Below are 22,547 nucleotides of genomic sequence, written 5' to 3' on the forward strand. Positions count from 1 at the left end.
GGCCTGGGCTCGTCGGAACCGGTGGTCGCCGAGAACGGTGGTCGTCGGGAACGGGCGGAGCGGGGGAGCCGCCGGGGCGGCCGGACTGCCGGCTGCGGTGCGCGACCGGGCGTGGAACTCACGGTAACCGCGCAAGCGTTCGAACATCGAGCATCAGAAGAGTGATTTCCTGGCGAACTGAGCAACAGCGATGCTGATGCTCAGCAAGATCGCCTCGCGCGACCACCGGACGTGCCCTGCGCCAGGTCGGGGCCCGCGAACCCCGCACCCGAACCCCGTTCCGGTCGCCACCGCGCGGTGTGCCAGGTTGCAGGGGGAGAAGCGCACCGGAGGAACGATGACCGACCTGATGTGGACCGACGCGGACGTGACCGCGGCCCTGGACCTCGACACCGCGATCCGCTCGCAGCGGACCGCGTTCGAGGCGCTCGCCGACGGCCGCGCCCGGCTCGCCCCGAAGGTGTCGGTGCCCAGCGGCACCGGCACCGCGCTGAGCTACCTGGGCACCGTCTCGCCCGAGCACGGCGCGGTGGCCAAGCTCGTCTCGGTGCACCCGGGCAACGCCGAGCTGGGCCTGCCGGTGATCTCCGGAACCCTGCTCGTCCTCGACGCCCGCACCGGCGCGCCCCGCGCGGTCATGGCGGGCACCGCGCTCACCGAGCTGCGCACCGCGGCGGGCAGCGCGGTCGCCGTCGACGCCCTCGCCCCCGCGTCGGCCGCCGACCTCGCGGTGCTCGGCTCCGGCGTGCAGGCCCGCGCGCACGTGCGCGCCATCGCCCGCGTCCGGGAGCTGCGCACCGTCCGCGTGCACGGCCGGAACCGGCCGCGGCGGGAGGCGCTCGCCGCCGAGCTCGCCGCCGAACTCGGGCTCGACGTGCGGCCGGCGGACACCGCGGAGCAGGCCGTGCGCGGCGCCTCGATCATCGCCACCTGCACGCTGAGCACCGAGCCGGTCGTGGCCACCGACCTGCTGGAGCCCGGCGCCACGGTGGTGTCGGTGGGATCCTTCGAACCGCACCGCCACGAGGTCGACGCGGAACTCGTGCGGCGCGCGGGCGCGGTCGTCGTCGACGACGTGGACACCGCCGCAGGCCACGCCGGGCCGATCGTGCGCGCGCTGCGCGACGGCGACCTGGACCGGGAACGGCTGCGCTCGCTCGGCGAGGTGCTCACCGGGCGCGTTCCGGGCCGGGCCGAGACGGCGGACCTGGTGTTCTACAACAGCGTGGGCGTGGGGGTGCAGGACGCCGCCGCCGCGCACGCGGTGCTCGGCACGCTCTAGGGGGCGCGGATGGGGTTCGCACGGCGGTTGGAGCACTCGCTGGCCGCGGCGAGTCGGGACCTCCCGGGCCGCCTCGGGTTCGCCGCGTGGGACCTGCGCGAGCGGGTGCCGGTGCTCAGCGGCGCCGACCGCGAGGTGCACCCGGCGAGCACCATCAAGGTGCTGGTCATGATCAGCGCGTTGCAGCAAGTCCACATCGGACGGTCCACTCTGGGCGAATCAGTGCCGATTCCCGTGGAACGAGCGGGAGGTTCCGGCGTGCTCCGCGAACTGTCCGGAGTGGACCGGCTCGCGCTCCGCGACCTGATCGCGCTGATGATCGTGATCAGCGACAACGCCGCGACCAACGCGGTGATCGATGCCGTGGGCTTCCCGGCGATCGCCCGCTGCGCCGCCGAGCTGGGCTGCACGTCCACCAGGGTCGAACGGCGGCTGATGGACGTGCACGCCCCCGGGCGGAACGCGACCAGCGCCCACGACCAGGCGCGCATCCTGGACCGGTTGGCCACCGGCCGCGCGCTGCCCCCGGAGCTCACCGAGCACGCCCTGCGCGTGCTGTCCCGGCAGCAGGTCCGCGACCGCCTGCCCGCTCTGCTGCCGGAGGGCGCGCGCTGCTGGAACAAGACCGGGGAGATCGCGCACGCCCGGCACGACGTGGCGCTGATCGGCGACCACCGGCCGCGCGCGGTGGTGGCGGTGCTGGTGGACGAGCTCGGCGACGAGCGGGCCGCGCACCGCCTCGCCTGCGACCGCATCGCCGAGCTCGGTCTGCGGGTGTTCCGCGCGCTGGACTGAAGTCCGCAGTGGACGGTCAGCGGCCGTGGACCGGTGCTCCGTCCGCGAAGGTCAGCTCCACCCGAGCGCGGCCGATCTCCTGCGATGGCAGGGAGAACAGGTCGCGGTCGAGCACCACGAGGTCGGCCGCCTTGCCCGGTTCCAGCGACCCGGTCTCGGCGGCGAAGCCGTTCGCGCGCGCCGCGCCCGCGGTGTGCGCGGTCAGCGCGGTCGCGAGCTCCAGCGCTTGCTCCGGGAGGAACGGCTCCGCGCCGTCCGGTTCCCGGCGGTTCACCGCGGCGTGCACCGCGCCCAGCGGGTCGGGGTCGGAGACCGGCCAGTCGCTGCCCGCGGCGAGCGGGGCGCCCGCCTCGTGCAGCGACCGGAACGGGTACTGCCGCGCGGCGCGCTCGGCGCCCAGGCGGGGGATGGTCAGCTCGGTCATCGCCGCGTCGGCGATCGCCCACGCGGGCTGGACGTTGGCGGTCACACCGAGCTCCCGGAACCGCGGCAGGTCGCGCGACCGCACCACCTGCACGTGCGCGATCTGGTGGCGCAGCCCCGATCCGGGCGCCCCGGCGACGGCGTCCAGCGCGGCGCGCACCGCCCGGTCGCCGACGGCGTGGAAGTGCACCGGGAAGCCCGCGGCGGCGAGCCGGGCGACGACCTCCCGCAGCTCGGGTTCGGGGACGTGGGCCAGTCCGCTGCCGCGTTCGCCGAGGTAGGGCGTTTCCATGGCCGCGGTGCGGGTTTCGCACACCCCGTCCAGCATCACCTTCACGTGCTCGGCCCGGAACCGCTCGCCGCGGGCCCGCTCCCGCCGCTCGACGAGTTCGGGGATCTGCTCGGCCCCGCGGCGGCGGTCCCACCACAGCGCGCCCTGCACGCGGGCGCGCAGCAGTCCCGCCCGGTCGACCTCCTGGTAGGTCTCGGCGATGTCCGCGTGCCCCAGGTAGGCGCCGACGATCGCGTCCTGCCAGCCGGTGACGCCGTGCGCGTGCAGCACCCGCTGCCCCTCCAGCAGCGCCGCGCGGTACTCGGCCGGGTCGGGTTCGGGCAGCGCGCGGGCGACCAGGTCGGCGGCGCCCTCGTGCAGCGTCCCGGTGGGCTCGCCGTGCCGGTCCCGTTCGATCCGGCCGTCCGACGGGTCGGGGGTGTCCGCGCGCACCCCGGCGAGCCGCAGCGCGGCGGTGTTCGCCCAGGCGCTGTGCAGGTCGCGGTTGATCAGGTACGCGGGCCGATCCCCGGTCACCCGGTCCAGCTCGGCGGCGGTCGGCGCGCCACCGGGGAACAGCGGTGAGTCCCACCCGCCACCGAGCACCCAGCCCGCACCGCCGTGCGCGGCGACCAGCCGCAGGCAGTCGGCGGCCGTGGCCGCTTCGGTGAGGTCGCAGCGCAGCCGTCGCAGGCCGCCGAACACCGGGTGCGCGTGGGCGTCCTGGAAACCCGGCAGCAGCAACCGTCCGGACAGCCGCACCACCTCGGTGCGCCGGGTGATCAGCGGCCGCACCGCCCGCTCGCCCAGCGCGACGACGCGGCCCGCCCGCACGGCGAGCGCGTCGGTGCGCGAACCGGTGGCGTCCGAGGTGACGACCGGGCCGTCCACGAACGCCAGGTCGGCGCCTGTCAGCGCTGCCCCTCGCCGGTGATCACCGAGACCGCGAGCTCCCTGGCCTGCTCGTCCACCTCGGGCACCCGGAAGCCTGCGCCGCGGATGTGCGCGACCAGCGCCGCGTCCGGCGGCACCCCGTGCTTGCGCAGGTAGTAGCCGACCGCACCCGGCCAGATCCACCGCCCGTCGGTGTGGAAGGTCAGCGGCACGTCGGCCGGAGCGGCGGGGTCCAGCTGGTCGGTGTCGTAGCTGCGCGCGGCGAGCACCACCGGTGCCCGGTCGAGGTAGTCGACGATCCCGCGCAGCTCCGCGTCGTCGATGCCGGGCCGGTCCACCTGCGGGTGCCCGTGCTCGTCGACCGAGTCGAAGACCTCCGCGGTGCGCAGCGCGGGCGCGCGGGTGGCGCTGCCGGTCGCGTCCGGCATTCCCGCGCCGGCGGCGAGCCAGCCGGGGACGTTCGCGCCCGCGCGCGGGTAGGTGCGCAGTTCCGCGGCGAACTCCTCGGGCCGCGGGGTGCGGGTCCAGGTCGGCTCGTGGTCGCCGTTGAAGTCCACGCTGTAGCTGCTGGGCCGCTGCAGGCGGTACAACGCGCTGATCCACGTCCCGCGGTCCGGTTCGTGCATCCCGTGGCGGAGCCGGGCGAACAGCTCCGCGACCTCGTTCGGGACCGCGAGCGGGATCGGGGTGCCGTTGGGGGCCAGCAGCTGCGCGGCGAGCTCGGCGTGGCCGCCCACCGCGCGGTACTCGACGGTGACCTCGCGCCACGCGGGGGGCATGGAGCGCAGCAGCGCCCGGCCCACCTCCTGGATGAGGTTCTGCTGCGCCGTCTGGTCCAGCGCACCCGGTGGATCCTGCGGATCCGGCCGGTGGGGCCCCTGCTCGGGGAGTCCCGGTTGGGTCATGCCTGCATCCTCCCAGTCCGTGCGCGAGCGGCGGAGCCGATTCCCCGAACTCGTGCTCGCCCGACGCCCTGCGTTCACCCGCGCGAAGTCGCGCCCCGACGCGGTGGACAACTGCCGCGCCCAGAGCTTAAGACCCCGGACGAGTGAGTGTCGGCCGCCAGCCGACCCCTTCGAGGCGATCTACGATTACGCTGGTCAGCGGCTTGTCGGCGGATCACGTGCAGGTTTCGCCGTGAACTCCGGATGACGGCGCGAATGTCGGATACGACGATTGTTGACAATAAATCCAGCGCGGGTTTAGCTTCGATCCATCGCCAGCGAGACGTGGAGGTGACCATGCGGGCCAACGAGTACGGCCTTCCCCGTCCCCTCCGCTGGCTGTCTTCTTCATCGCTCTGGCTGCGACATTGAGGCTGATCACCGCCTGAAGGCGGTGGTCACGACGCGCAGCGCGTGCGGCCGGCCGAGCCGGGCCCCGCGGGACCAGTCCCTGAGCGGTGCTCGAACCTCCTCGCCCGGAACACGCCCCTTCTGTAGGTAACTCTGGTGGGCGCCGACCGATGCGCCCATGCCATGCACTGCACTTGGGAGGAGGTTCGGCCGGTGGCACTCGTCGACTGCGACCCGCTGATGAGGGTGACCTGGACAGATCCGGTGACGGGAAAGCATGGGTACCTCGTCGTGCACAGCCTGGTGTCAGGCCTGGCGACCGGCGGAACCCGGATGCGCGCCGGATGCACGATGTCGGAAGTGGAGGACCTCGCGCGGGGAATGGCCCGCAAGACCGCCGTGTTCGACCTGCCGGTCGGTGGCGCCAAGGGCGGCATCGACTGCGACCCCAAGGACCCGGAGGCGCACGGCGTGCTGCGCCGCTTCGTCGAGGCCATGCGCCCGTGGATCGACGCGCACTGGGTGACCGCCGAAGACCTGGGCGTGCCGCAGCACCTCATCGACGACGTCTTCTCCGAGGCCGGGCTGCAGCAGTCCTACCACGCGGCGATCCGCCGGGCGCCCGACGTGGAGCACACGCTGCGCCGGGTGCGGGCCGGGCTGAACGCGCCGGTCCCGGGCGGGCTGCTGCTCGGCGACGTGGTCGGCGGCTACGGCGTGGCGCAGTGCTGCCTCGGCGTGGTGCACGCCCGCGGCTGGGGCCACTCGAGCACCACCGTCGCGGTGCAGGGCGTGGGCACCATGGGCGGCGGCGCCGCCTGGTACCTGCACGAGGCCGGGCTGAAGGTGGTCGCGGTGGCCGACGCCGCCGGCTCGCTGTACCACCCGGACGGGCTCGACGTGCCGGCGCTGCTGGAGGCCAGGGACCGGTTCGGCGAGATCGACCGGGACCAGGTGCCCGCGGACGTGCAGCGGCTGCCGCGGGACGCGGTGCTCTCGATCGACGTGGACGTGCTGATCCCGGCCGCGGTGTCCTACGCGATCACCCCGGAGCGGGTGGCGCAGGTCAACGCCAAGGTGATCATCGAGGCGGCGAACACGCCGATCACCCCCGAGGCGGAGGAGCTGCTCGCGGACCGGGGAGTGCCGGTGATCCCGGACTTCGTGGCGAACTCCGGTGCGGTCGCCTGGGCGTGGTGGCTGCTGCTCGGCCGGGTGGACGCCGACCCGGTGCTGTCGTTCAGCGTGCTCCGGGAGGAGATGCTGGCGAAGATCCCGCCGCTGCTGGCGGCCTGGGATGCGGACGGCACCACGCCGCGCACGGCCGCGCTGCGGCTCGCGGACTGGCAGACCGAGCAGAACAAGGTGGCGGAGGCCGAGGGGAGGCTGCTGGTCAGCATTCCGTAGGCTCACCGCATCCGACTGGAACGTGCGCGCCATCCCGGCTCCGGGGTGGCGCGCACGTCCATTTCAGGGAAATCGCCGGAATGCGGATCGGCGTTACACCCGACTTCGGTCGCCACGACTTCGGGTGACAAGTGTGTGACAACCCGCGTTCGGGGTGCTAGCGTTGACCGCGGTTGCAGTTTTGGTTCCCAGAAGTACTTAAAAGTGCCTGCGAAACAAGTGTGGCGTGGGCGCTTTGTTGTGCCGGAGGCCGTTCGGCCCGGGTGATCATCTCGGCGACTTGGGGTTGACGCAGTGTCGGCCCTGGCCATCTGAAGTAGGAGTAAAGAGAATGGCTACCGGTACCGTTAAGTGGTTCAACGCTGAAAAGGGCTTCGGCTTCATCACTCCCGACGGGGGTGGATCCGATGTGTTCGCCCACTACAGTGCGATTGACGCCTCCGGTTTCCGCACGTTGGACGAGAACCAGCGCGTGGAGTTCGAGATCGCCCAGGGCCCGAAGGGTCCGCAAGCTTCGCAGATCCGCGGCCTCGCTTCCTGAGTCGAGCCGACACCGAGAGGCCCACGCCTGCCAGGCGTGGGCCTCTCGCATGTTCGTCGTGGGCGCCGGTCGCCGCGCGGTAGGCTGCCCACCCCGCTGAAGTCGATCTTTGCGAGGTCCCGGGTGTCCCTTCGTGTGTTCGTCGCCGGCGCCACCGGCGTGGTCGGAACGACCCTGCTGCCACGGCTGCGGGAACGCGGCCACCACGTCACGGCGCTGCTGCGCACCGCCGGTCGCGCGCAGGGCGTGACCGGCGCGGACGAGGTCGTGGTGGGCGACGTGCTGGACCTGCCGCGGCTGCGCCAGGTGGTGCGGCGCGCCGAGCCGGACGTGGTGGTGGCGCAGGTGTCCGGGTTCCGCGGACCGGACTTCGACGACGCGCTGGCCCGCACCTCGCGGCTGTGGGAGCAGGGAACCGGAAACCTGGTGGAGGCGGCCGCTGATGCCGGGGTGCGCCGGGTGGTGGCGCAGAGCATGGTCGCCGCCTACTGCCCGAACGGCCACGACGTGCTGGACGAGGAGTCGCCGCTGTGGATCGACGCCCCGGGCCGCTGGGGCGAGGTGGTGCGCGCGATCGCCGACATGGAGCGCGCGGTCGTGGAGCGCACCGACCTGGAGGGCGTGGTGCTGCGCTACGGCTCGCTGTACGGGCCGGACACCTGGTACGCGCCGGGCGGCCTGGTGCACGAGCAGGTCCGAGGCAGCGCGCTGCCGCTGGTGCTGGACGGGGTGGGGCTGACCTCGTTCACGCACGTGGAGGACGCGGCGAGCGCGGTCGTCGAGGTGCTGGAGGCGGGGGAGACCGGCACCTTCAACGTGGTGGACAACGAGCCGGCGGAATACGCCGAGTGGTTACCGGCCTATGCGCGGATGATCGGTGGTCCGGCGCCGTTGTCGCTGACGTTGGACCAGGCCAGGGCGCAGCTGGATTGGCTGACGGTGCACCGGCTGACCGAGCAGCGGGGGGCGACGAATTTCCGGCTCCGCGAGACGCTGGGCTGGCGTCCGGGATGGCCGAGTTGGCGCGAGGGATTCGCGACGATGTTCGGCCTGTGGCCGGGCTGAGTCCGTCGGTGAGTTCGCACTGGAAATGGCGAGTTGTTTCGCTCGGCCGTCCGGGTGGAAAGGGTGGGGTCGCTCGTTACGGCCGGTTCAGGTGATCGTCGTTAAGTTCCCGGGTGCGAGAATTGCGGGCGGCAAGTTCTGGGAAATTTCCGAGAAGAACTTGACCTCGCTATCGGGTGCGGCTAGAGGAGCGCCGCGCCCCGAATCCGGCATTCACCGTGATCGGCGCGCGGCGCACCGCGGATCGGGTCAGTCCCGTTCGTAGTCCTCGTCATCGGGGACCACCAGTTGCTGCTCGGCGAGATCGGCCGGATCGGCCTCCGCCGACGATTCGGCGGAGTCGGTGCGATCGTCGGCCGCGGTGTCCTCGACGGGGCGGTTCTGGTCGGCTGCGTCGGCTTCCGGAGTCTCGGAGTTCACGGCGCTCCTTCCGCGGATCGGGCTCCTCGACGCCACCGTATCGGCTGCGGCCGCGTTCAGCCCCCGAGCGGCGGGAAGTCCGGGCGGCGCCGCTCGTGGAAGCTGCGCACCCCTTCGCGCAGGTCGGGCCTGCCGAAGGCCGTGACCATGCGGTTGTTCGCGTCGGCCCGGGCCGTCTCCAATCCGCTGTCCAGACCGGAGTAGATCTGCTCCTTGATGTCGGCCAGCGACGCGGGTGAGCATTCGGTGGCCAGCACGTGCGCGTACTCCAGCGCCGCCGCCAGCACCTCCGCGGCGGGCAGCACCCGGTCCACCAGCCCCATCCGGTGCGCCTCGGTGCCCGGCAGGGTGCGGGCGGAGAGCATCAGGTCCAGCGCCGCTCCCGCGCCCACCAGCTTCGGCAGCAGCCAGGAGATGCCGTGCTCGGCGACCAGGCCGCGCCTGCTGAACGCGGTGGTGAACTTGGCGTCCTCGGCCGCGAAGCGCACGTCCGCGAACAGCGCCGCGACCAGGCCGATCCCGGCGACCGGGCCGTTGATCGCGGCGATGATGGGTTTGCGGATCCGGATCGACAGCGAGATCGCCCGCTCGTCGGTGTCCGGCTCGGGGTCCGAGTCCAGCGCGGACAGGTCCGTCCCGGCGCAGAACCCGCGCCCGGCGCCGGTGACCACCACGGCGCGCACGGACGGGTCGGCGTCGGCCGCCTCCAGCAGGTCGAAGTAGCGCCGCCGCATGCTCGGCGTCCAGGCGTTGAGCCGGTCCGGCCGGTTGAAGGTCAGCAGCAGCACCGCCTCCCGGTGCTCGACCAGGATCTCGTCGTCCTCCGGCACCTGATCACCTCCGTGGCGAGTGATCTCGGAAACTACCGAGCCGGACCAGGAGGTTCAACCGGCGATCGAGCGACCCGGACGGGCGAGGGGAGCTCACCAACCGTGATCGGCAGGAGGCCGGGGAACGGGGTCCGGGGCGCGCTCGCCGACGATGTCGCGCCTGATGAAGTCGTGCAGCACCCGCCGCATCCGGGGGACCGAGCGCTCCGGGCGGCCGGTGAGCACCCCGATGCCGAGTCCGTCGATCAGGGCGGTCAACCGCACCGCGAGTTCCTCGGCGTCACCATCGGTGAACACGCCTTGCCGCTGGCCCTGCCGGATGGTTCGCGCGATCGTGTCGTGCCAACGGGTGTACGAGTCGCCGTGCAGCCCGCGCAGCTCGGGTCGCAGCGCGCTCTCGTTCCACACCTGCAGCCAGATGGACCACTCGCGGCGCAGCTCCGGGGAACCGGGCAGCTGCAGCTCCACCAGGCGCAGCAGCCTGCGGTGCGCGTCGTCGATGCTGTGCAGTTCGGCGACCTGCCGGTCGAAGGCCTGGCGCACCGAGTGCCGCAACGCCTCCGTCAGCAGGTCGTCGCGGCCGGGGAAGTGGTAGTGGATCGCGGCCGCGCTCACGCCGCACACCTCGGCGATGTCGGCGACCCGCACCGAGTGGTACCCGCGCTCGGCGATGAGTTCCCAGGCCGCGTCGAGGATCTGCTGGTAGCGGTCGCCCCCGGTGCGCTCCGGCGGTCGTGCCGCTCGCCGCGGCGCCGCCGCCACCGTCTCGGCGTCGTCCTGCCCGTTGATCAGCCAGTTCACCGTCACCTGGCCGAGTTCGGCGATGCGGGTGAGTTCGACCGGCGTGAAGCGGCGGACCCCGCTGAGCGATTTGGACAGCTTGCTGGCGTCCAGCCCGATCCGGTCGGCGAACTCCCGGTGGCTGCCGGGATGGGCGGCCACCACCTCGCGGACCCTGGCGCGCAAGGCGGCGGGTCCGGCGTGCTCGCTCGGTTCGGAGGTCATCGTCTCGTGCGGTCGTCGGCGGCGGAGTCGGCGCGGCTGCGCGTGCAGGACGCTACCAGCGGAGCGGAAACCCTCGAACGACGTGCGCGGCGGCTCCGGACGGTGACCGGGCGCGCTCCCGTAGCACCTCACGGTGCGCTCGACCGGCCCCCCTCAGCCGAGACGGGGCCTCGGCGCACCGGCAGGATGTGGGAATGACGGCAACTACCGCCTCGACGACGACGCAGCGGTGGCAGGCCCTGGGGGTGTGCCTGCTGGCGGGATTCATGACCCTGCTCGACGTCAGCATCGTGAACGTCGCGCTGCCCTCCATGCAGCAGGGGCTGAACGCCCCGCCGGTCGCGTTGGGCTGGGTGGTCTCCGGCTACGCGCTGACCTTCGGACTGGTGCTGGTGCCGGCCGGGCGGCTCGGCGACGACCGCGGGCGCACCCGGATGTTCGTGCTCTCGCTGCTGCTGTTCACCGCGGCCAGCGCGGCGGCCGGATTCGCGCCCGGGGCGACCTGGCTGGTGATCTCGCGACTGGTGCAGGGCGTCGCGGGCGGCATGCTCAACCCGCAGGTGCTGGGCCTGATCCAGCAGCTGTTCCAAGGACCCGAACGGGCGAAGGCCTTCGGCATGTTCGGTGCGGTCATCGGCGTGTCCACCGCGATCGGGCCGCTGCTGGGCGGGCTCATCATCGAGTTCGCCGGCAGCGAGCAGGGCTGGCGCTGGGTGTTCTTCGTGAACGTGCCGATCGGGCTGTTCGCGCTGGCGTTCGCAGCGAAGGTGCTGCCGAAGGACGAGGTGAAGGAGGGGCCGCGCAGCCTCGACCTGGTCGGGGTGCTGCTGCTGGCCGGGGCATTGCTGACCGTGCTGCTGCCGCTCATCCAGCGGGAGAGCGGGTCCGGCTCGCCGTGGTACCTGCTGGGCGCGGCGCCGGTGCTGCTGGTGCTGTTCGTGCTGTGGGAGCGCTACTACCGCGACCGCGGCCGGGAACCGCTGGTGGACCTGGGCTTGTTCCGCATCCGCAGCTACAGCTTCGGCACCGCGCTGGGGATGCTGTACTTCGCCGGGTTCACCAGCATCTTCTTCGTGCTGGCGCTGTACTTCCAGCGGGGCCTGGGGTATTCGCCGCTGCAGGCTGGCTTGGCGATGACGCCGTTCGCGATCGGCTCGGCCGGTTCCTCGGCGCTGAGCGGGCGGCTGGTGAACCGGTTCGGCCGGTCGCTGGTGGTGCTGGGACTGGTGGGGGCGCTGGCGGGCCTAGTGGTGACGGACCTGCTGCTGTCGACCGGACCGGGGCAGGCCGCGGGCCTGGTGGTGGCGGCGCCGCTGCTGCTGGCCGGGATCGGCAGCGGCCTGGTCATCTCGCCGAACCAAACCGTCACGCTGTCCAAGGTGGACGCCGCCCGCGGCGGGACCGCCGCGGGCGTGCAGCAGACGGGGCAGCGGCTGGGCACCGCCATCGGCACCGCGACCGCGTCCGGGCTGTTCTTCGGCGCGATCGCCACCGGCGGCTACGACGCGGCGATCTCCACCGGACTGCTCGTCGCCGTCGGGTTCGTGACGCTGGCACTGCTGCTGGGCGTGGCCGAGCAGCTCATCGTGACTCGCCGTCGCTGACCACCGGTGCGCCGGTGGCCAGCCGGGACTTGCGGTAGCCGTAGAGCAGGTAGATCGCCAGGCCCAGTACCAGCCACACGGCGAACCGCAGCCAGGTCAGCACGCTCAGGTTCGACATCAGGTACAGGCAGGCGACGGCGGTCAGCACCGGCAGCACCGGGGACCAGGGCATCCGGAACGGCCGCGGCAGGTCCGGTTCCCGGCGGCGCAGCACCGGGATGGCGATGGCCACGATGACGAAGCCGGACAGCGCGCCGATGCTCACCATGTCGGCGAGCTCCGCGATCGGGACGAACCCGCCGAGCAGCATCACCAGCACCGCACCGCCGATCGTCACCCGGTGCGGGGTCCCCCACTTCGGGTGCACCTGGGAGAGCTTCGGCGGCAGCAGCCCGTCCCGGCTCATCGCGAACCCGATCCGCCCGATGGTCACCAGCTCGACCATCATCACCGAGGTCAGCCCGGTGACGGCGCCGAGCGCGATGAGCGCGGCCACCCAGTGCGCCCCGACCGAGTGGAACGCGGCGGCCAGCGGCGCGGCCTCGTCGATCTGCCGGTAGTCCACCATCGCGCTGAGCACCAGCGCCACCAGCACGTACAGCACCGTGCACACGACGAGGCTGCCCAGCAGCCCCACCGGCAGGTCGCGCTTGGGCCGCTTGGTCTCCTCACCGAGGTTGGCCAGCGCCTCGAAACCCGTGTAGGCGAAGAAGACGATCGCGGCGGCGGTGAGCACCCCGCCGAACCCGTACATCGACTGCTCCATGCCCAGCGCCGCGGACACCAGCGGCTGCTCCAGCACGGTCGCGTCCTGCGCGGCGGGCTGCGCGGGCGGCACGAACGGCGTGAGGTGCGCGCCGGTGAAGAAGAACAGCCCGGCGATGATCACCAGCACGCACACCGCGACCTTGACCACGACCAGCGCGTTGGTGAGCCAGGACGCCTCGCGGATGCCCAGCACGGCCACGACGGTGAGCACGCCGATGATGAGGATGGCGCCGACGTTGACCGTCGCCTCCTCGCCGAACCACTCCGGTGGCAGGCCGAGCAGGCTGGCGACGTAGCCGGACCAGCTGCGGGACACCACGGCCGCGCCGAGCGCGAACTCCAGCAGCAGGTCCCAGCCGATGATCCAGGCGAAGATCTCACCGAGCGTCGCGTACCCGTAGGTGTAGGCGCTGCCCGCGGTCGGCACCGCCGAGGCCAGCTCGGCGTAGCAGAGCGCGGCCAGCGAGGCGACGACCCCGCCGATGAGGAACGCCAGCACCACCGCGGGGCCGGCGTGGTCCTTGGCCTCCACGCCCGCCAGCGTGAACACGCCGGTCCCGATGATGATGCCGATGCCGAAACCGACGAGGTCGACACCGGACAGCCGCCGGGCCAGACCGCTGCGCTCGGTGCGGTCCAGCACGTCCCGGACGGGAAGGGTTCGCAGAACACTCACGGATCAGCACGGTAGAAGCTCACCGCGGGGAAAGCGAAACATCGGGCGCGGCGTGATGGACCTGGTACCGGAGTGGGACCGATCGGCGCAGCCGCGACAACCCGTGCAGTCCAGCGGTTGCGCCGATCGGGCACCCGATCAGGCGACGACGTGGCCGGTCTCGCGGTCCCACACCCGGTGGCCGGCGAGCACCGCGGCGAACTGCTCGACGAAGTCGGCGGGCAGTCCGGCGCCGCCGGGTGCGGCGGTCACCACGCCCTGGTCGGTCACCACGTCGTCGCCTTCCCCGGCGTGGCGCAGGTCGTCCAGCCCGGCGCGCTGCAGCAGCGCGATGCCCTCGTCGCTGGCCCCGATCGGTTTGGCGTGCTTGAACGCCTCGGCCACGAAGTGCGCGGCGGAGCCGTCCGCGGACAGCGTCCGCACGCTCTCCACCCCGCCGGGCACGATCACCCCGTCGTAGAGCGCCGAGGACATCGTGGGCAGGGCGCGGTCCACCGCGACCCGGCTCTCGTCGGCACCGCGCACGCTGCCGTCGCGGGTGCCGAGCACCTCGGCGGTGGCGCCGCGCGCGGCGAGGTCCTCGCGGATGCGCGCCACCTCGGCCTGGTCGACGCCGTCGGAGACGAGCACGGCGACGGTGCGGGTGGCGATGGTGAACGGCGGGCTCGCCTGGCTCAGCGCGGGGGAGGTCTCGTCGTGGCCCGCCCCGGCGGATTCCGGCGGGTCGACGCCGACGCCTTCGGCGACGGCGACGGCGAGGTCGTGGTCGACCCGGTTGATCTGCGCGACCGCGCCTTCCCGCACGTGCACGTGCTCGACCTTGCCCAGCTCGAAGCGGAACGCGGCGATGATGTGCCGCTTCTCCCACCAGGCCATGCTGTTCCAGAACAGCCGCGCCTGCGTGTAGTGGTCCTGGAAGCTCTCGCTGCGCTTGCGGATCTTCGCGCCTTCGACCTTCTCCTGGTAGTGCTGGAAGGCGCCCTCGTCGGCCCCGGCCAGCACCGGGCAGCCGCCACCGAGGCTGTTGTTCGAGTAGCTCGTCCGCCCGCGGTGGATCCGCTGCTGCTGGAACCCGTCGCGCTGGTTCGTGGAGACCTCCGCGACCGGCCGGTTCACCGGGATGTGCGCGAAGTTCGGCCCGCCCAGCCGGATCAGCTGCGTGTCCAGGTAGGAGAAGTTCCGCGCCTGCAGCAGCGGATCGTTCGTGAAGTCGATGCCCGGCACCACGTTCGCGGTGTGGAACGCGACCTGCTCGGTCTCGGCGAAGAAGTTGTCCGGGTTGCGGTCCAGCACCATCCGGCCGACCGGGCGCACCGGCACCTGCTCCTCCGGGATGATCTTCGTGGCGTCCAGCAGGTCGAAGTCGAAGTCGTGCTCCCGGGACTCCTCGACCAGCTGCACGCCCAGCTCCCACTCGGGGAAGTTCCCGGCCTCGATGGCGTCCCACAGGTCGCGGCGGTTGTAGTCCGGGTCCTTGCCCTGCACCTGCTGGCACTCCTCCCAGACCAGCGAGTGGGTGCCCAGCTTCGGCTTCCAGTGGAACTTCACGAACGTGCCGGTGCCGTCGGCGTTGACGAACCGGAAGGTGTGCACCCCGAAGCCCTGCATCATCCGGTAGCTGCGCGGCAGCGCCCGGTCCGACATCAACCACATGATCATGTGCATCGTCTCGGGCTGCAGCTGCACGAAGTCCCACAGCGTGTCGTGCGCCGACTGGGCCTGCGGGATCTCGTTGTGCGGCTCCGGTTTCACCGCGTGCACGAAGTCGGGGAACTTGATGCCGTCCTGGATGAAGAACACCGGCATGTTGTTGCCGACCAGGTCGTAGTTGCCCTCCGCGGTGTAGAACTTCACCGCGAACCCGCGCACGTCCCGCACCGTGTCGGCCGAACCGCGCGAGCCGGCGACCGTGGAGAACCGGACGAACAGCGGAGTCCGCCGCTGCGGGTCGGTCAGGAACTTCGCCGCCGTGTAGTCCGCGAGCCAGGAGTCGTAGGCCTCGAAGTAGCCGTAGGCGCCCGCGCCGCGCGCGTGCACCACCCGTTCGGGGATGCGTTCGTGGTCGAAGTGGGTGATCTTCTCCCGCGCGTGGAAGTCCTCCAGCAAGGTGGGGCCGCGCGCGCCCGCGGTGAGCGAATCGTCGGTGTGGCCGACGCGGACGCCCTGCTGGGTGGTCAGGTAGGTGTCCTGCGGGTCGTGCCGCACTTCGTCGAGCTGTTCCTGCTTGTCGCGGTGCGAAGTCATGCCAGGCCTCCGGGAACGGGTAGTCCGTGCCCGACGGGTGCCCGCCGCGGCGGATCGACATGCATCGCGCGCGTCGGCGCGGGAGGTCAGCCGAAGAACGGCAGCTGGTGGATGATCTCCGGTGCCGCGGCCAGCACCAGGAAGTGGATCGCGCGGCCCAGCAGGCTCACGCCGAGGAAGCCCAGCAGCGGCAATCCCGCCGCACCGGAGAGGAAGCACAGCACGGTGAACGGCGGGAAGCTGGCCACCGCGCTCACGAACAGCACGCCCAGCCCCCACCACGGGTGCTGCTCGGTGCGCGCGTGGAACTTCTCCAGCCACGCCGCCCACCGGCCGCCCTTGCGGGCGTCCGCCATCCGGCCGAGCCGGGTGCCGAGGCTGAACCCGCCCCGGCCCGCCAGGTAGAACAGCGTCTTCCCGGTCATCTGCCCGACCGCCGCGGCCAGCGCCAGCGCCCACCAGTTCAGCCCGTCCACGGTGGTGAGGACGCCGACGAGGTACAGCTCGATGTTCGCCAGCGGGAAGACGCTGCCCAGCAGCGCGGTGCCCGCCGTGGCCAGCAGCCACCAGATCATCGTGCGGGCTCCGGAGCGGGTGCGCGCCTGCTGCCGGTGCGGGGGCGAGCGGGCATCGGGACGTACTCCACGGAACTCGAACGGGGGAACGGGCCGACCTTACCGGGCGGCGGCTCCGGGCCGGTCAGCGCGGTTCGTCGGCGTCCGGGTTCCAGGACAGCAGCCGGACCCGGCTGACGGTGCGCAGGTGCCTGCGCATCGCGGCGGCCGCGGCCCGCGGCTGCCCGGCGCGGATGGCGTCGGCGATGCGCTCGTGCTGGGCCAGCGACTTCGGCGGGCGGTGCGGCTGGCGCAGCGATTCCTGGCGGCTCTCGGCGATCTCCGCGGCGATGGTGCGCATGAACTCGGCGAGCATCGAGCTGTGCGCGGCGGCGGTGACGGCCGCGTGGAACCGGCGATCTCCATCGGCGCCGCGCTCCCCGCGCTCGACCTGGGCGCGCATGTCGGCCACCGCCGCGTCGATCTCGGCGAGGTCGGCGGTGGTGCGGCGTTCGGCGGCGAGCTCGGCGAGCTTGGTCTCCAGGCCTTCGCGGGCGTCGAGCACGTCGGGCAGCCGGTCGCGGCGGGCGACCAGCTCGTCGACCGGTTCGGCCTCCAGGTCGCGGCGCGCCAGGTAGGTCCCGCCGCCGTGGCGCACCTCGACGAGGCCCTGCACCTCCAGCACCACGATGGCCTGGCGCACCGAGGCGCGGCTGACCCCGAGCCGCTCGGCGAGCTCGCGCTCCGGGGGCAGCCGGTCGCCGACGTCCAGCCCGGAGGCGGCGATGTGCTCGCGCAGCCGCACCACGACCTGCTCGTAGAGCTTCGGCCTGGTCAGCGGGCGCAGCGCGTCGGACACCGGCGTCTCCCTCCCGGTTCGGAGCGGAACGCCCAGGCTAGCACCGGAACGCGGGTCAGAGGTCCGGGCACTGGACCACTCGGGGTCTTGACGGTCCAGGGGCGTCGGCGCACAGTGGTCCAGCCAGTGAACCACTGCGCGTCCGCGGCGCAGGGACGGTGAGGAGACAACGGTGTCGCCCGAGCTGATTTCCATCTACGCGCTCGTGGCCTGCTTCGTGCTGGCCACGACGATGTCGGTGAACATGGGGGTGCTGTCGTTCGCCGCGGCCTTCGCCGTCGGCAAGCTCGCCGGCGGCCTCTCCGACGACGACATCTTCGCCGGGTTCCCCGGCGACATCTTCGTGGTGCTCGTCGGCGTCACCTACCTGTTCGCCATCGCCCGCGCCAACGGCACCACCGACTGGCTGGTGCACTGGGCGGTGCGGCTGGTCGGCGGCAGGCTGGTGGTGATCCCGTGGGTCATGTTCGGCATCGCCGCGCTGCTCACCGCCATCGGCGCGGTCAGCCCCGCGGCCTGCGCGATCATCGCGCCGATCGCGCTGAACCTCGCCGCCCGGCACGGCATCAACCCGCTGCTGATGGGGGCGATGGTCGTGCACGGCGCGCAGGCGGGCGGCTTTTCGCCGATCAGCGTGTACGGCGTGATCGTCAACGGGGTGGTCGCCGACAACGCGCTGCCCGGCAGCCCGCTGGTGCTGTTCCTGGGGAGCTTCGCGCTGAACCTGGTGATCGCGGGCGTGGTGTTCGTCGTGTTCGGCGGACTGCGCACCGCCCGGGCCGGGGTGGAGCAGGACGCGGCCGTCGACGAGCCGGAGGTGCTGCGCCTGGACCGCGACCGGGTGCTGACGCTGCTCGGGCTCGCCGCGCTGGTGGTGTGCACGCTGGTGTTCGAGCTGGACGCCGGGCTGGTGGCGATGACCGTCGCGGTGGTGCTCACCGTGCTGTCGCCGAAGGTCGCCGCGAACGCGCCCGCCGAGGTCACCTGGCCGACGGTGCTGCTGATCTGCGGCGTGCTCACCTACGTCGGGGTGCTGCAGGAGATGGGCACGATCGACTACGTGGGCCACGCCGTCGCCGGGGTCGGGCTGCCGCTGCTGGCGGCGCTGCTGCTGTGCTACATCGGCGGTGTCGTGTCCGCGTTCGCGTCCTCGGTCGGGTTGATGGGCGCGCTGATCCCGCTGGCGGTGCCGTTCCTGGCGACCGGCACGATCGGGCCGATCGGCGTGGTGACGGCGCTGGCGGTGTCGGCGACGCTGGTGGACGTCAGCCCGTTCTCCACCAACGGCGCGATCGTGCTGGCCAACGCCAAGGGCGTGGACCGCGAGGTGTTCTTCCGCCGCCTGATGGTCTACGGCGGAGTGGTGGTCGCGGTGGGCCCGCTGCTGGCGTGGCTCGTGTTCGTCGTCCCCGGACTGGGGTGACATGGAACCGGAGGTAGGCATGGAACTGTTCCCGACGCTGCGCAGGCCGGTGGCGAAGGAGGCGGTGCGCTTCGGCGACCGCGCCCTGACCTACCCGGAGCTGGCGGCCGCCGCGGCGGGTGTCGCCGAGCGCGTCGGCGACGCCCGGCGGGTCGCGGTGTGGGCGACCTCGGAGCTGGAGACCGCGGTGGCGGTGCTCGGCGCGCTGGCCGCCGGAGCCGCGGTGGTGCCGGTGAACCCGAAGGTGGGGGAGCGGGAGCTCGCGCACATCGCCCGGGACAGCGAACCGGAACTCCTGCTCGCCGCCCCCGGTTTCGCCGTCCCCGCGGCGTTGTCCGAGGTCCCGCTGCACGAGGTGGACCTCGCACCGGGCGGTCAGCTGCCGCCCGAACCGGACGAGGAACGCCCCGCGCTGATCGTCTACACCTCCGGCACCACCGGCCCGCCGAAGGGCGTGGTGCTGCCGCGCCGGGCGATCCGCGCCAACCTCGACGCGCTCGCCGACGCCTGGGAGTGGACCGAGCAGGACGTGCTGGCGCACGCGCTGCCGCTGTTCCACGTGCACGGGCTGATCCTCGGCACCCTCGGGCCGGTGCGGCTCGGCGGCACCGTGCACCACCTCGGCCGGTTCTCCTCGGCGGCGGTGGCGGCGGAGCTGGCCGGTCCGGCGACGATGCTGTTCGGGGTGCCGACCATGTACCACCGGCTCGCCGACGACGCCGAGCGCGATCCGGAACTGGCGCGGGCCGTGGGCCGCGCCCGGCTGCTGGTGTCCGGGTCGGCCGCGCTGCCCGCGGTGGAGCACGAGCGGATCTCGCGGCTGACCGGGCAGCGCGTGGTGGAGCGCTACGGCATGAGCGAGACGATCATGAATTCGGGCGTGCGCGCCTCCGGGGACCGCAGGCCCGGCTACGTCGGCCTGCCCTTCGACGGGGTGGAGATCAAGCTCGTCGACGACGCGGGCGCCGACATCGAGGTCAGCGACGACGAGACCGTCGGCGAGATCCTGGTGCGCGGCCGCAACCTGTTCACCGGCTACCTGAACCGGCCCGACGCCACCGCCGCCGCGTTCGTCGACGGCTGGTTCCGCACCGGCGACGTCGCCACCCGCGCCCCCGACGGCTACCTGCGGATCGTGGGGCGCAAGGCCACCGACATCATCAAGAGCGGTGGCTACAAGATCGGCGCGGGCGAGATCGAGAACGCGCTGCTGGAGCACCCGGCCGTCGCCGAGGTCGCCGTCACCGGGCGGCCCGACCCGGACCTGGGCGAGCGGATCCTCGCCTGGGTGGTGCCCACCGCGGCGCCCGCGGACGCGGACGAGACCGGCCGGGAGCTGGCCGAGCACGTGGCCCGGCTGCTCACCCCGCACAAGCGCCCGCGCGAGGTCCGGTTCGTGGAGTCCTTGCCGCGCAACGAGATGGGCAAGGTCATGAAGAAGGCGCTGGGGTGATCCGGTGGGCGCGCGCGAGCTGATCACCGCGGTGTGCGCGGACTTCACCGAGTTCGCGCCGCGCCGCACCGGAACCCGCCCGGCGGACGGCCCGCTGGACTGGGCCGGGTACGGCGAGCAGCGGCAGCGGGCCGCCGAGCGCACCGGCGCGGCGGAATCGGTGCGCTGCGGGCTCGGCTCGGTCGGGTCCGGTCGCGCGGTGCTGATCGCCTTCGAGTTCGGCTTCCTCGGCGGCTCGGTCGGCGAGGAGGCGGGCGCCCGGGTGGTGGATGCCTTCGACCGGGCCCGGGAACTGCGGCTGCCGGTGGTCTCGCTGGTCGCGTCCGGGGGCAGCCGGATGCAGGAGGGGATTCGCGCGCTCACCCAGCTGCAGACGATCGCGCAGGCCTGCTCGCGGACCAGGCGGGCGGGCCTGCCGCACGTGGCGGTGCTGCGCGATCCGACGACCGGCGGCATGTGGGCGTCGCTGGCCGCGGGCGCCGACGTGGTGCTCGCGGTGCCCGGCGCGGAGGTCGCGTTCGGCGGCAGCCGGGTCCGCCCGGCCGAGGAGTCGGGGGAGGCGTTCACCGCGGCCGGGAAGTTCGCCGCGGGCCAGGTGGACCGGTTGGTGCCCGAGGACGAGCTGCCCGCGGTGCTGGCCGAGCTGATGGACCTGCTGCGACCGGGCCGTGCGGTCCCGGAATCCGTCGCGCCGCCCGCGCCGCCGCCGAGGAGTCCTGCGCCGGAGACGGGGCGGGCTCCGGGGGCTGGGCTTCCGGAGACGGGGTGGGACGCCGTGCAGCGGGCGCGCGCGACCGGGCGCCCGCGCGCCGTCGAGCACCTGGACCACTGCTTCTCCCGCCGGTTCGCGCTCAGCGGTGACCGGGCCGGCGGCGTGGATTCGGGAATGCTGTGCGGAATCGGCGAGCACGAGGGCCGCCCCGTCGCCTACGCCGCGCAGACCGGGACCGCGAACACCCCGGCCGGTTTCCGCACCGCGGCCCGGCTGGTGCGGCTGGCGGACCGGCTGCGGCTGCCGGTGCTGACGCTGGTGGACACCCCGGGGGCGGCGAACGGCGCGGCGGCCGAGCTCGCCGGGGCCGGGCCCGCGATCGGCGAGCTGTTCACCGCGGTCGCCGAAGCGGAGGTGCCGATCACCACGCTCGTGATCGGCGAGGGCGGGTCCGGGGGAGCGCTGGCGCTGGCCGCGCCGGGAGCGACGTGGATCACCGCGGACGCCTACTTCGCCGTCATCGCCCCGGAATCGGCGGCGTCGATCCTCAAGCTCCCGCCGGAGCAGGTGCCGCACCTGGCGGACCAGTTGCGGTTGCGGCCCCGGGACCTGCTCGAACTCGGCTTCGTCCGCGGCATCCTCGACGGGCCCCCGCCCGGCTGACCGACCGCCACCGGCAGCGGGCCCGTGCTATCCGCGACCCCGACCTGATCGCACGGATCTCCCCGCACAGCAACGAGAAACCATCCCCGCGCCCGCAGGGCCGACAGCAACGGCCCGGTGACTGCTCTGCCGGATCGGGGACCATCCCCGCGCCCGCGGGGCCGACGACGGGACAACTTGATCACTCGGTGTGACCAAGGGGCCATCCCCGCGCCCGCGGGGCCGACCGGACCCGTGACGTCTACGGCGGCACCCGCGGGGGGACCATCCCCGCGCCCGCGGGGCCGACCAGGGGCGGGTGGCATCAGGGGTGGCATCCGGTGGACCATCCCCGCGCCCGCGGGGCCGACCAACACCGCCGGTGAGTTCGAACTCGCCTACGGGGGACCATCCCCGCGCCCGCGGGGCCGACGGTCTGGTGCACACCCCGGTGTTCGCGGTGGCGGGACCATCCCCGCGCCCGCGGGGCCGACGTGGGGCGGCGGTACGCGATCCCGGCCGACGCGGGACCATCCCCGCGCCCGCGGGGCCGACCTCGGCCCGCAGGCGGTCGAGGTCAGCGGCCAGGGACCATCCCCGCGCCCGCGGGGCCGACACTTCTTGACCTGCTGGTTTATCTCGTGGAGGTCTGGTTTTCATTCACTCCGCTTCGTAGGCGGGGTCGAGGTCCTGTGGGGTTTCATGTGTTCGGGGCTGGTTCGTCGGTGGGCTTCGCTACGGTTCGTGCGTCCGATGTTACTGAGGGGATCGGGGATGGAAGTGTGCATGGTGGAAATCGAGGCCCGCCAAGCACAAGAGGAACGATCCTGCTGCGACTCCGGCCGCAACAGGCATCCATGATCAACACCCAGAACGCACTGAATGAAAACAGCCCCATCCGTCGATGAACCCGCAGGTCAACAAGTGTCGGCCCCGCGCACGCGGGGATGCTCCTGCGCCCAGCACCCGGCCTCGCTGTCCATCCGGGTCGGCCCCGCGCACGCGGGGATGCTCCCTCTGCGAGCACGTCCAGTCCCTCATGCACATCGTCGGCCCCGCGCACGCGGGGATGCTCCCCCCTCGGTGACGGAGATGATCGTCTTGCCGGTGTCGGCCCCGCGCACGCGGGGATGCTCCCGCAACCTCTCCGCTCAGGAGCTGGCGGCCTCGGTCGGCCCCGCGCACGCGGGGATGCTCCTCGATCTCCGCCCGTCCGAACCGGAACCGCAACGTCGGCCCCGCGCACGCGGGGATGCTCCGAGGGGGGAGAGGCAGTGGACCACGGCTTCAGAGCCCCGGCCCGCAACGTCTTGTAGACGGTGCCGCCGCCGAGGAACGACTTGCCGCCACCGAGCCCGGCGACCATCGCGGTCAGGCCCGAGGC

At 72.8% G+C, this 22,547-nt stretch carries 18 protein-coding genes and 2 CRISPR repeat arrays; of the genes, 9 read left to right on the forward strand and 9 right to left on the reverse strand.

Annotation, left to right across the window (positions count from 1 at the left end; all coding sequences use genetic code 11):
* Positions 1 to 337: 337 nt before the first annotated feature.
* Entirely contained in the window at positions 338 to 1,282 is a 945-nt protein-coding gene (locus ABZ805_RS20585) for an ornithine cyclodeaminase family protein (RefSeq protein ID WP_358442567.1), read from the forward strand.
* 9 nt (positions 1,283 to 1,291) lie between these two features.
* Complete coding sequence (locus ABZ805_RS20590; protein ID WP_358442569.1) at positions 1,292 to 2,077, forward strand: serine hydrolase; 786 nt, start codon at positions 1,292 to 1,294, stop codon at positions 2,075 to 2,077.
* A 16-nt stretch (positions 2,078 to 2,093) separates the two neighbouring features.
* Here the strand turns inward: ABZ805_RS20590 and ABZ805_RS20595 are convergent, their stop codons facing one another.
* Both ABZ805_RS20595 and ABZ805_RS20600 read right to left on the reverse strand, forming a co-directional pair.
* Positions 2,094 to 3,662, reverse strand: coding sequence for an amidohydrolase family protein (locus ABZ805_RS20595; protein ID WP_358442571.1), 1,569 nt, complete (start codon positions 3,660 to 3,662; stop codon positions 2,094 to 2,096).
* A 20-nt stretch (positions 3,663 to 3,682) separates the two neighbouring features.
* Complete coding sequence (locus ABZ805_RS20600) at positions 3,683 to 4,570, reverse strand: hypothetical protein (protein ID WP_358442574.1); 888 nt, start codon at positions 4,568 to 4,570, stop codon at positions 3,683 to 3,685.
* A gap of 573 nt (positions 4,571 to 5,143) precedes the next feature.
* Between ABZ805_RS20600 and ABZ805_RS20605 the strand changes: the two genes are divergently transcribed.
* From ABZ805_RS20605 to ABZ805_RS20615, 3 genes are all read left to right on the forward strand, one after another.
* Positions 5,144 to 6,367 (forward strand): Glu/Leu/Phe/Val dehydrogenase dimerization domain-containing protein, encoded by a 1,224-nt coding sequence (locus tag ABZ805_RS20605; RefSeq protein ID WP_358442613.1) that lies wholly within the window; start codon positions 5,144 to 5,146, stop codon positions 6,365 to 6,367.
* Between the two features lie 331 nt (positions 6,368 to 6,698).
* Positions 6,699 to 6,908 (forward strand): cold-shock protein, encoded by a 210-nt coding sequence (locus tag ABZ805_RS20610; protein WP_358442576.1) that lies wholly within the window; start codon positions 6,699 to 6,701, stop codon positions 6,906 to 6,908.
* Positions 6,909 to 7,031: 123 nt separating this feature from the next.
* Complete coding sequence (locus ABZ805_RS20615) at positions 7,032 to 7,973, forward strand: NAD(P)-dependent oxidoreductase (RefSeq protein ID WP_358442579.1); 942 nt, start codon at positions 7,032 to 7,034, stop codon at positions 7,971 to 7,973.
* Between the two features lie 249 nt (positions 7,974 to 8,222).
* On the opposite strand, the gene ABZ805_RS20620 is transcribed toward ABZ805_RS20615, so the two are convergent.
* The 3 genes from ABZ805_RS20620 to ABZ805_RS20630 form a co-directional block, all read right to left on the reverse strand.
* Positions 8,223 to 8,393: a hypothetical protein gene (locus ABZ805_RS20620; RefSeq protein ID WP_358442581.1), complete on the reverse strand. Its 171-nt coding sequence runs from the start codon at positions 8,391 to 8,393 to the stop codon at positions 8,223 to 8,225.
* A 56-nt stretch (positions 8,394 to 8,449) separates the two neighbouring features.
* Positions 8,450 to 9,223: an enoyl-CoA hydratase-related protein gene (locus ABZ805_RS20625; protein WP_358442584.1), complete on the reverse strand. Its 774-nt coding sequence runs from the start codon at positions 9,221 to 9,223 to the stop codon at positions 8,450 to 8,452.
* A 93-nt stretch (positions 9,224 to 9,316) separates the two neighbouring features.
* Entirely contained in the window at positions 9,317 to 10,228 is a 912-nt protein-coding gene (locus tag ABZ805_RS20630) for a TetR family transcriptional regulator C-terminal domain-containing protein (RefSeq protein WP_358442587.1), read from the reverse strand.
* A gap of 194 nt (positions 10,229 to 10,422) precedes the next feature.
* Here ABZ805_RS20630 and ABZ805_RS20635 point away from each other — a divergent pair, with 194 nt between their 5' ends.
* Complete coding sequence (locus ABZ805_RS20635) at positions 10,423 to 11,832, forward strand: MFS transporter (protein ID WP_358442589.1); 1,410 nt, start codon at positions 10,423 to 10,425, stop codon at positions 11,830 to 11,832.
* On the opposite strand, the gene ABZ805_RS20640 is transcribed toward ABZ805_RS20635, so the two are convergent.
* From ABZ805_RS20640 to ABZ805_RS20655, 4 genes are all read right to left on the reverse strand, one after another.
* Entirely contained in the window at positions 11,810 to 13,276 is a 1,467-nt protein-coding gene (locus tag ABZ805_RS20640) for an amino acid permease (protein ID WP_358442592.1), read from the reverse strand. The two genes, ABZ805_RS20635 and ABZ805_RS20640, sit on opposite strands and share 23 nt — an antisense overlap.
* A 138-nt stretch (positions 13,277 to 13,414) precedes the next feature.
* Complete coding sequence (locus ABZ805_RS20645; RefSeq protein ID WP_358442595.1) at positions 13,415 to 15,520, reverse strand: catalase; 2,106 nt, start codon at positions 15,518 to 15,520, stop codon at positions 13,415 to 13,417.
* Positions 15,521 to 15,606: 86 nt separating this feature from the next.
* On the reverse strand, positions 15,607 to 16,095 hold the full coding sequence (locus tag ABZ805_RS20650) for a VTT domain-containing protein (RefSeq protein WP_358442598.1): 489 nt from the start codon (positions 16,093 to 16,095) through the stop codon (positions 15,607 to 15,609).
* Between the two features lie 124 nt (positions 16,096 to 16,219).
* Complete coding sequence (locus ABZ805_RS20655) at positions 16,220 to 16,933, reverse strand: FadR/GntR family transcriptional regulator (protein ID WP_358442601.1); 714 nt, start codon at positions 16,931 to 16,933, stop codon at positions 16,220 to 16,222.
* A gap of 172 nt (positions 16,934 to 17,105) precedes the next feature.
* On the opposite strand from ABZ805_RS20655, the gene ABZ805_RS20660 reads away from it, so the two are divergent.
* From ABZ805_RS20660 to ABZ805_RS20670, 3 genes are read left to right on the forward strand one after another with little or no spacing between them, the layout of a single operon-like run.
* A complete protein-coding gene (locus ABZ805_RS20660) occupies positions 17,106 to 18,356 on the forward strand; it encodes an SLC13 family permease (RefSeq protein WP_358442604.1) in 1,251 nt (416 codons plus the stop codon).
* A 1-nt stretch (position 18,357) separates the two neighbouring features.
* Entirely contained in the window at positions 18,358 to 19,809 is a 1,452-nt protein-coding gene (locus ABZ805_RS20665) for an acyl-CoA synthetase (RefSeq protein WP_358442607.1), read from the forward strand.
* Positions 19,810 to 19,840: 31 nt separating this feature from the next.
* Positions 19,841 to 21,184, forward strand: coding sequence for a carboxyl transferase domain-containing protein (locus ABZ805_RS20670; RefSeq protein ID WP_358442616.1), 1,344 nt, complete (start codon positions 19,841 to 19,843; stop codon positions 21,182 to 21,184).
* Positions 21,185 to 21,260: 76 nt separating this feature from the next.
* A CRISPR array of direct repeats spans positions 21,261 to 21,779; the repeat unit is 29 nt; unit sequence GGGACCATCCCCGCGCCCGCGGGGCCGAC.
* A 310-nt stretch (positions 21,780 to 22,089) separates the two neighbouring features.
* A CRISPR array of direct repeats spans positions 22,090 to 22,422; the repeat unit is 28 nt; unit sequence GTCGGCCCCGCGCACGCGGGGATGCTCC.
* Positions 22,423 to 22,547: the final 125 nt, after the last annotated feature.

The sequence above is a fragment of the Saccharopolyspora sp. NPDC047091 genome, from assembly GCF_040643635.1.
GTDB lineage: Bacteria > Actinomycetota > Actinomycetes > Mycobacteriales > Pseudonocardiaceae > Saccharopolyspora_C.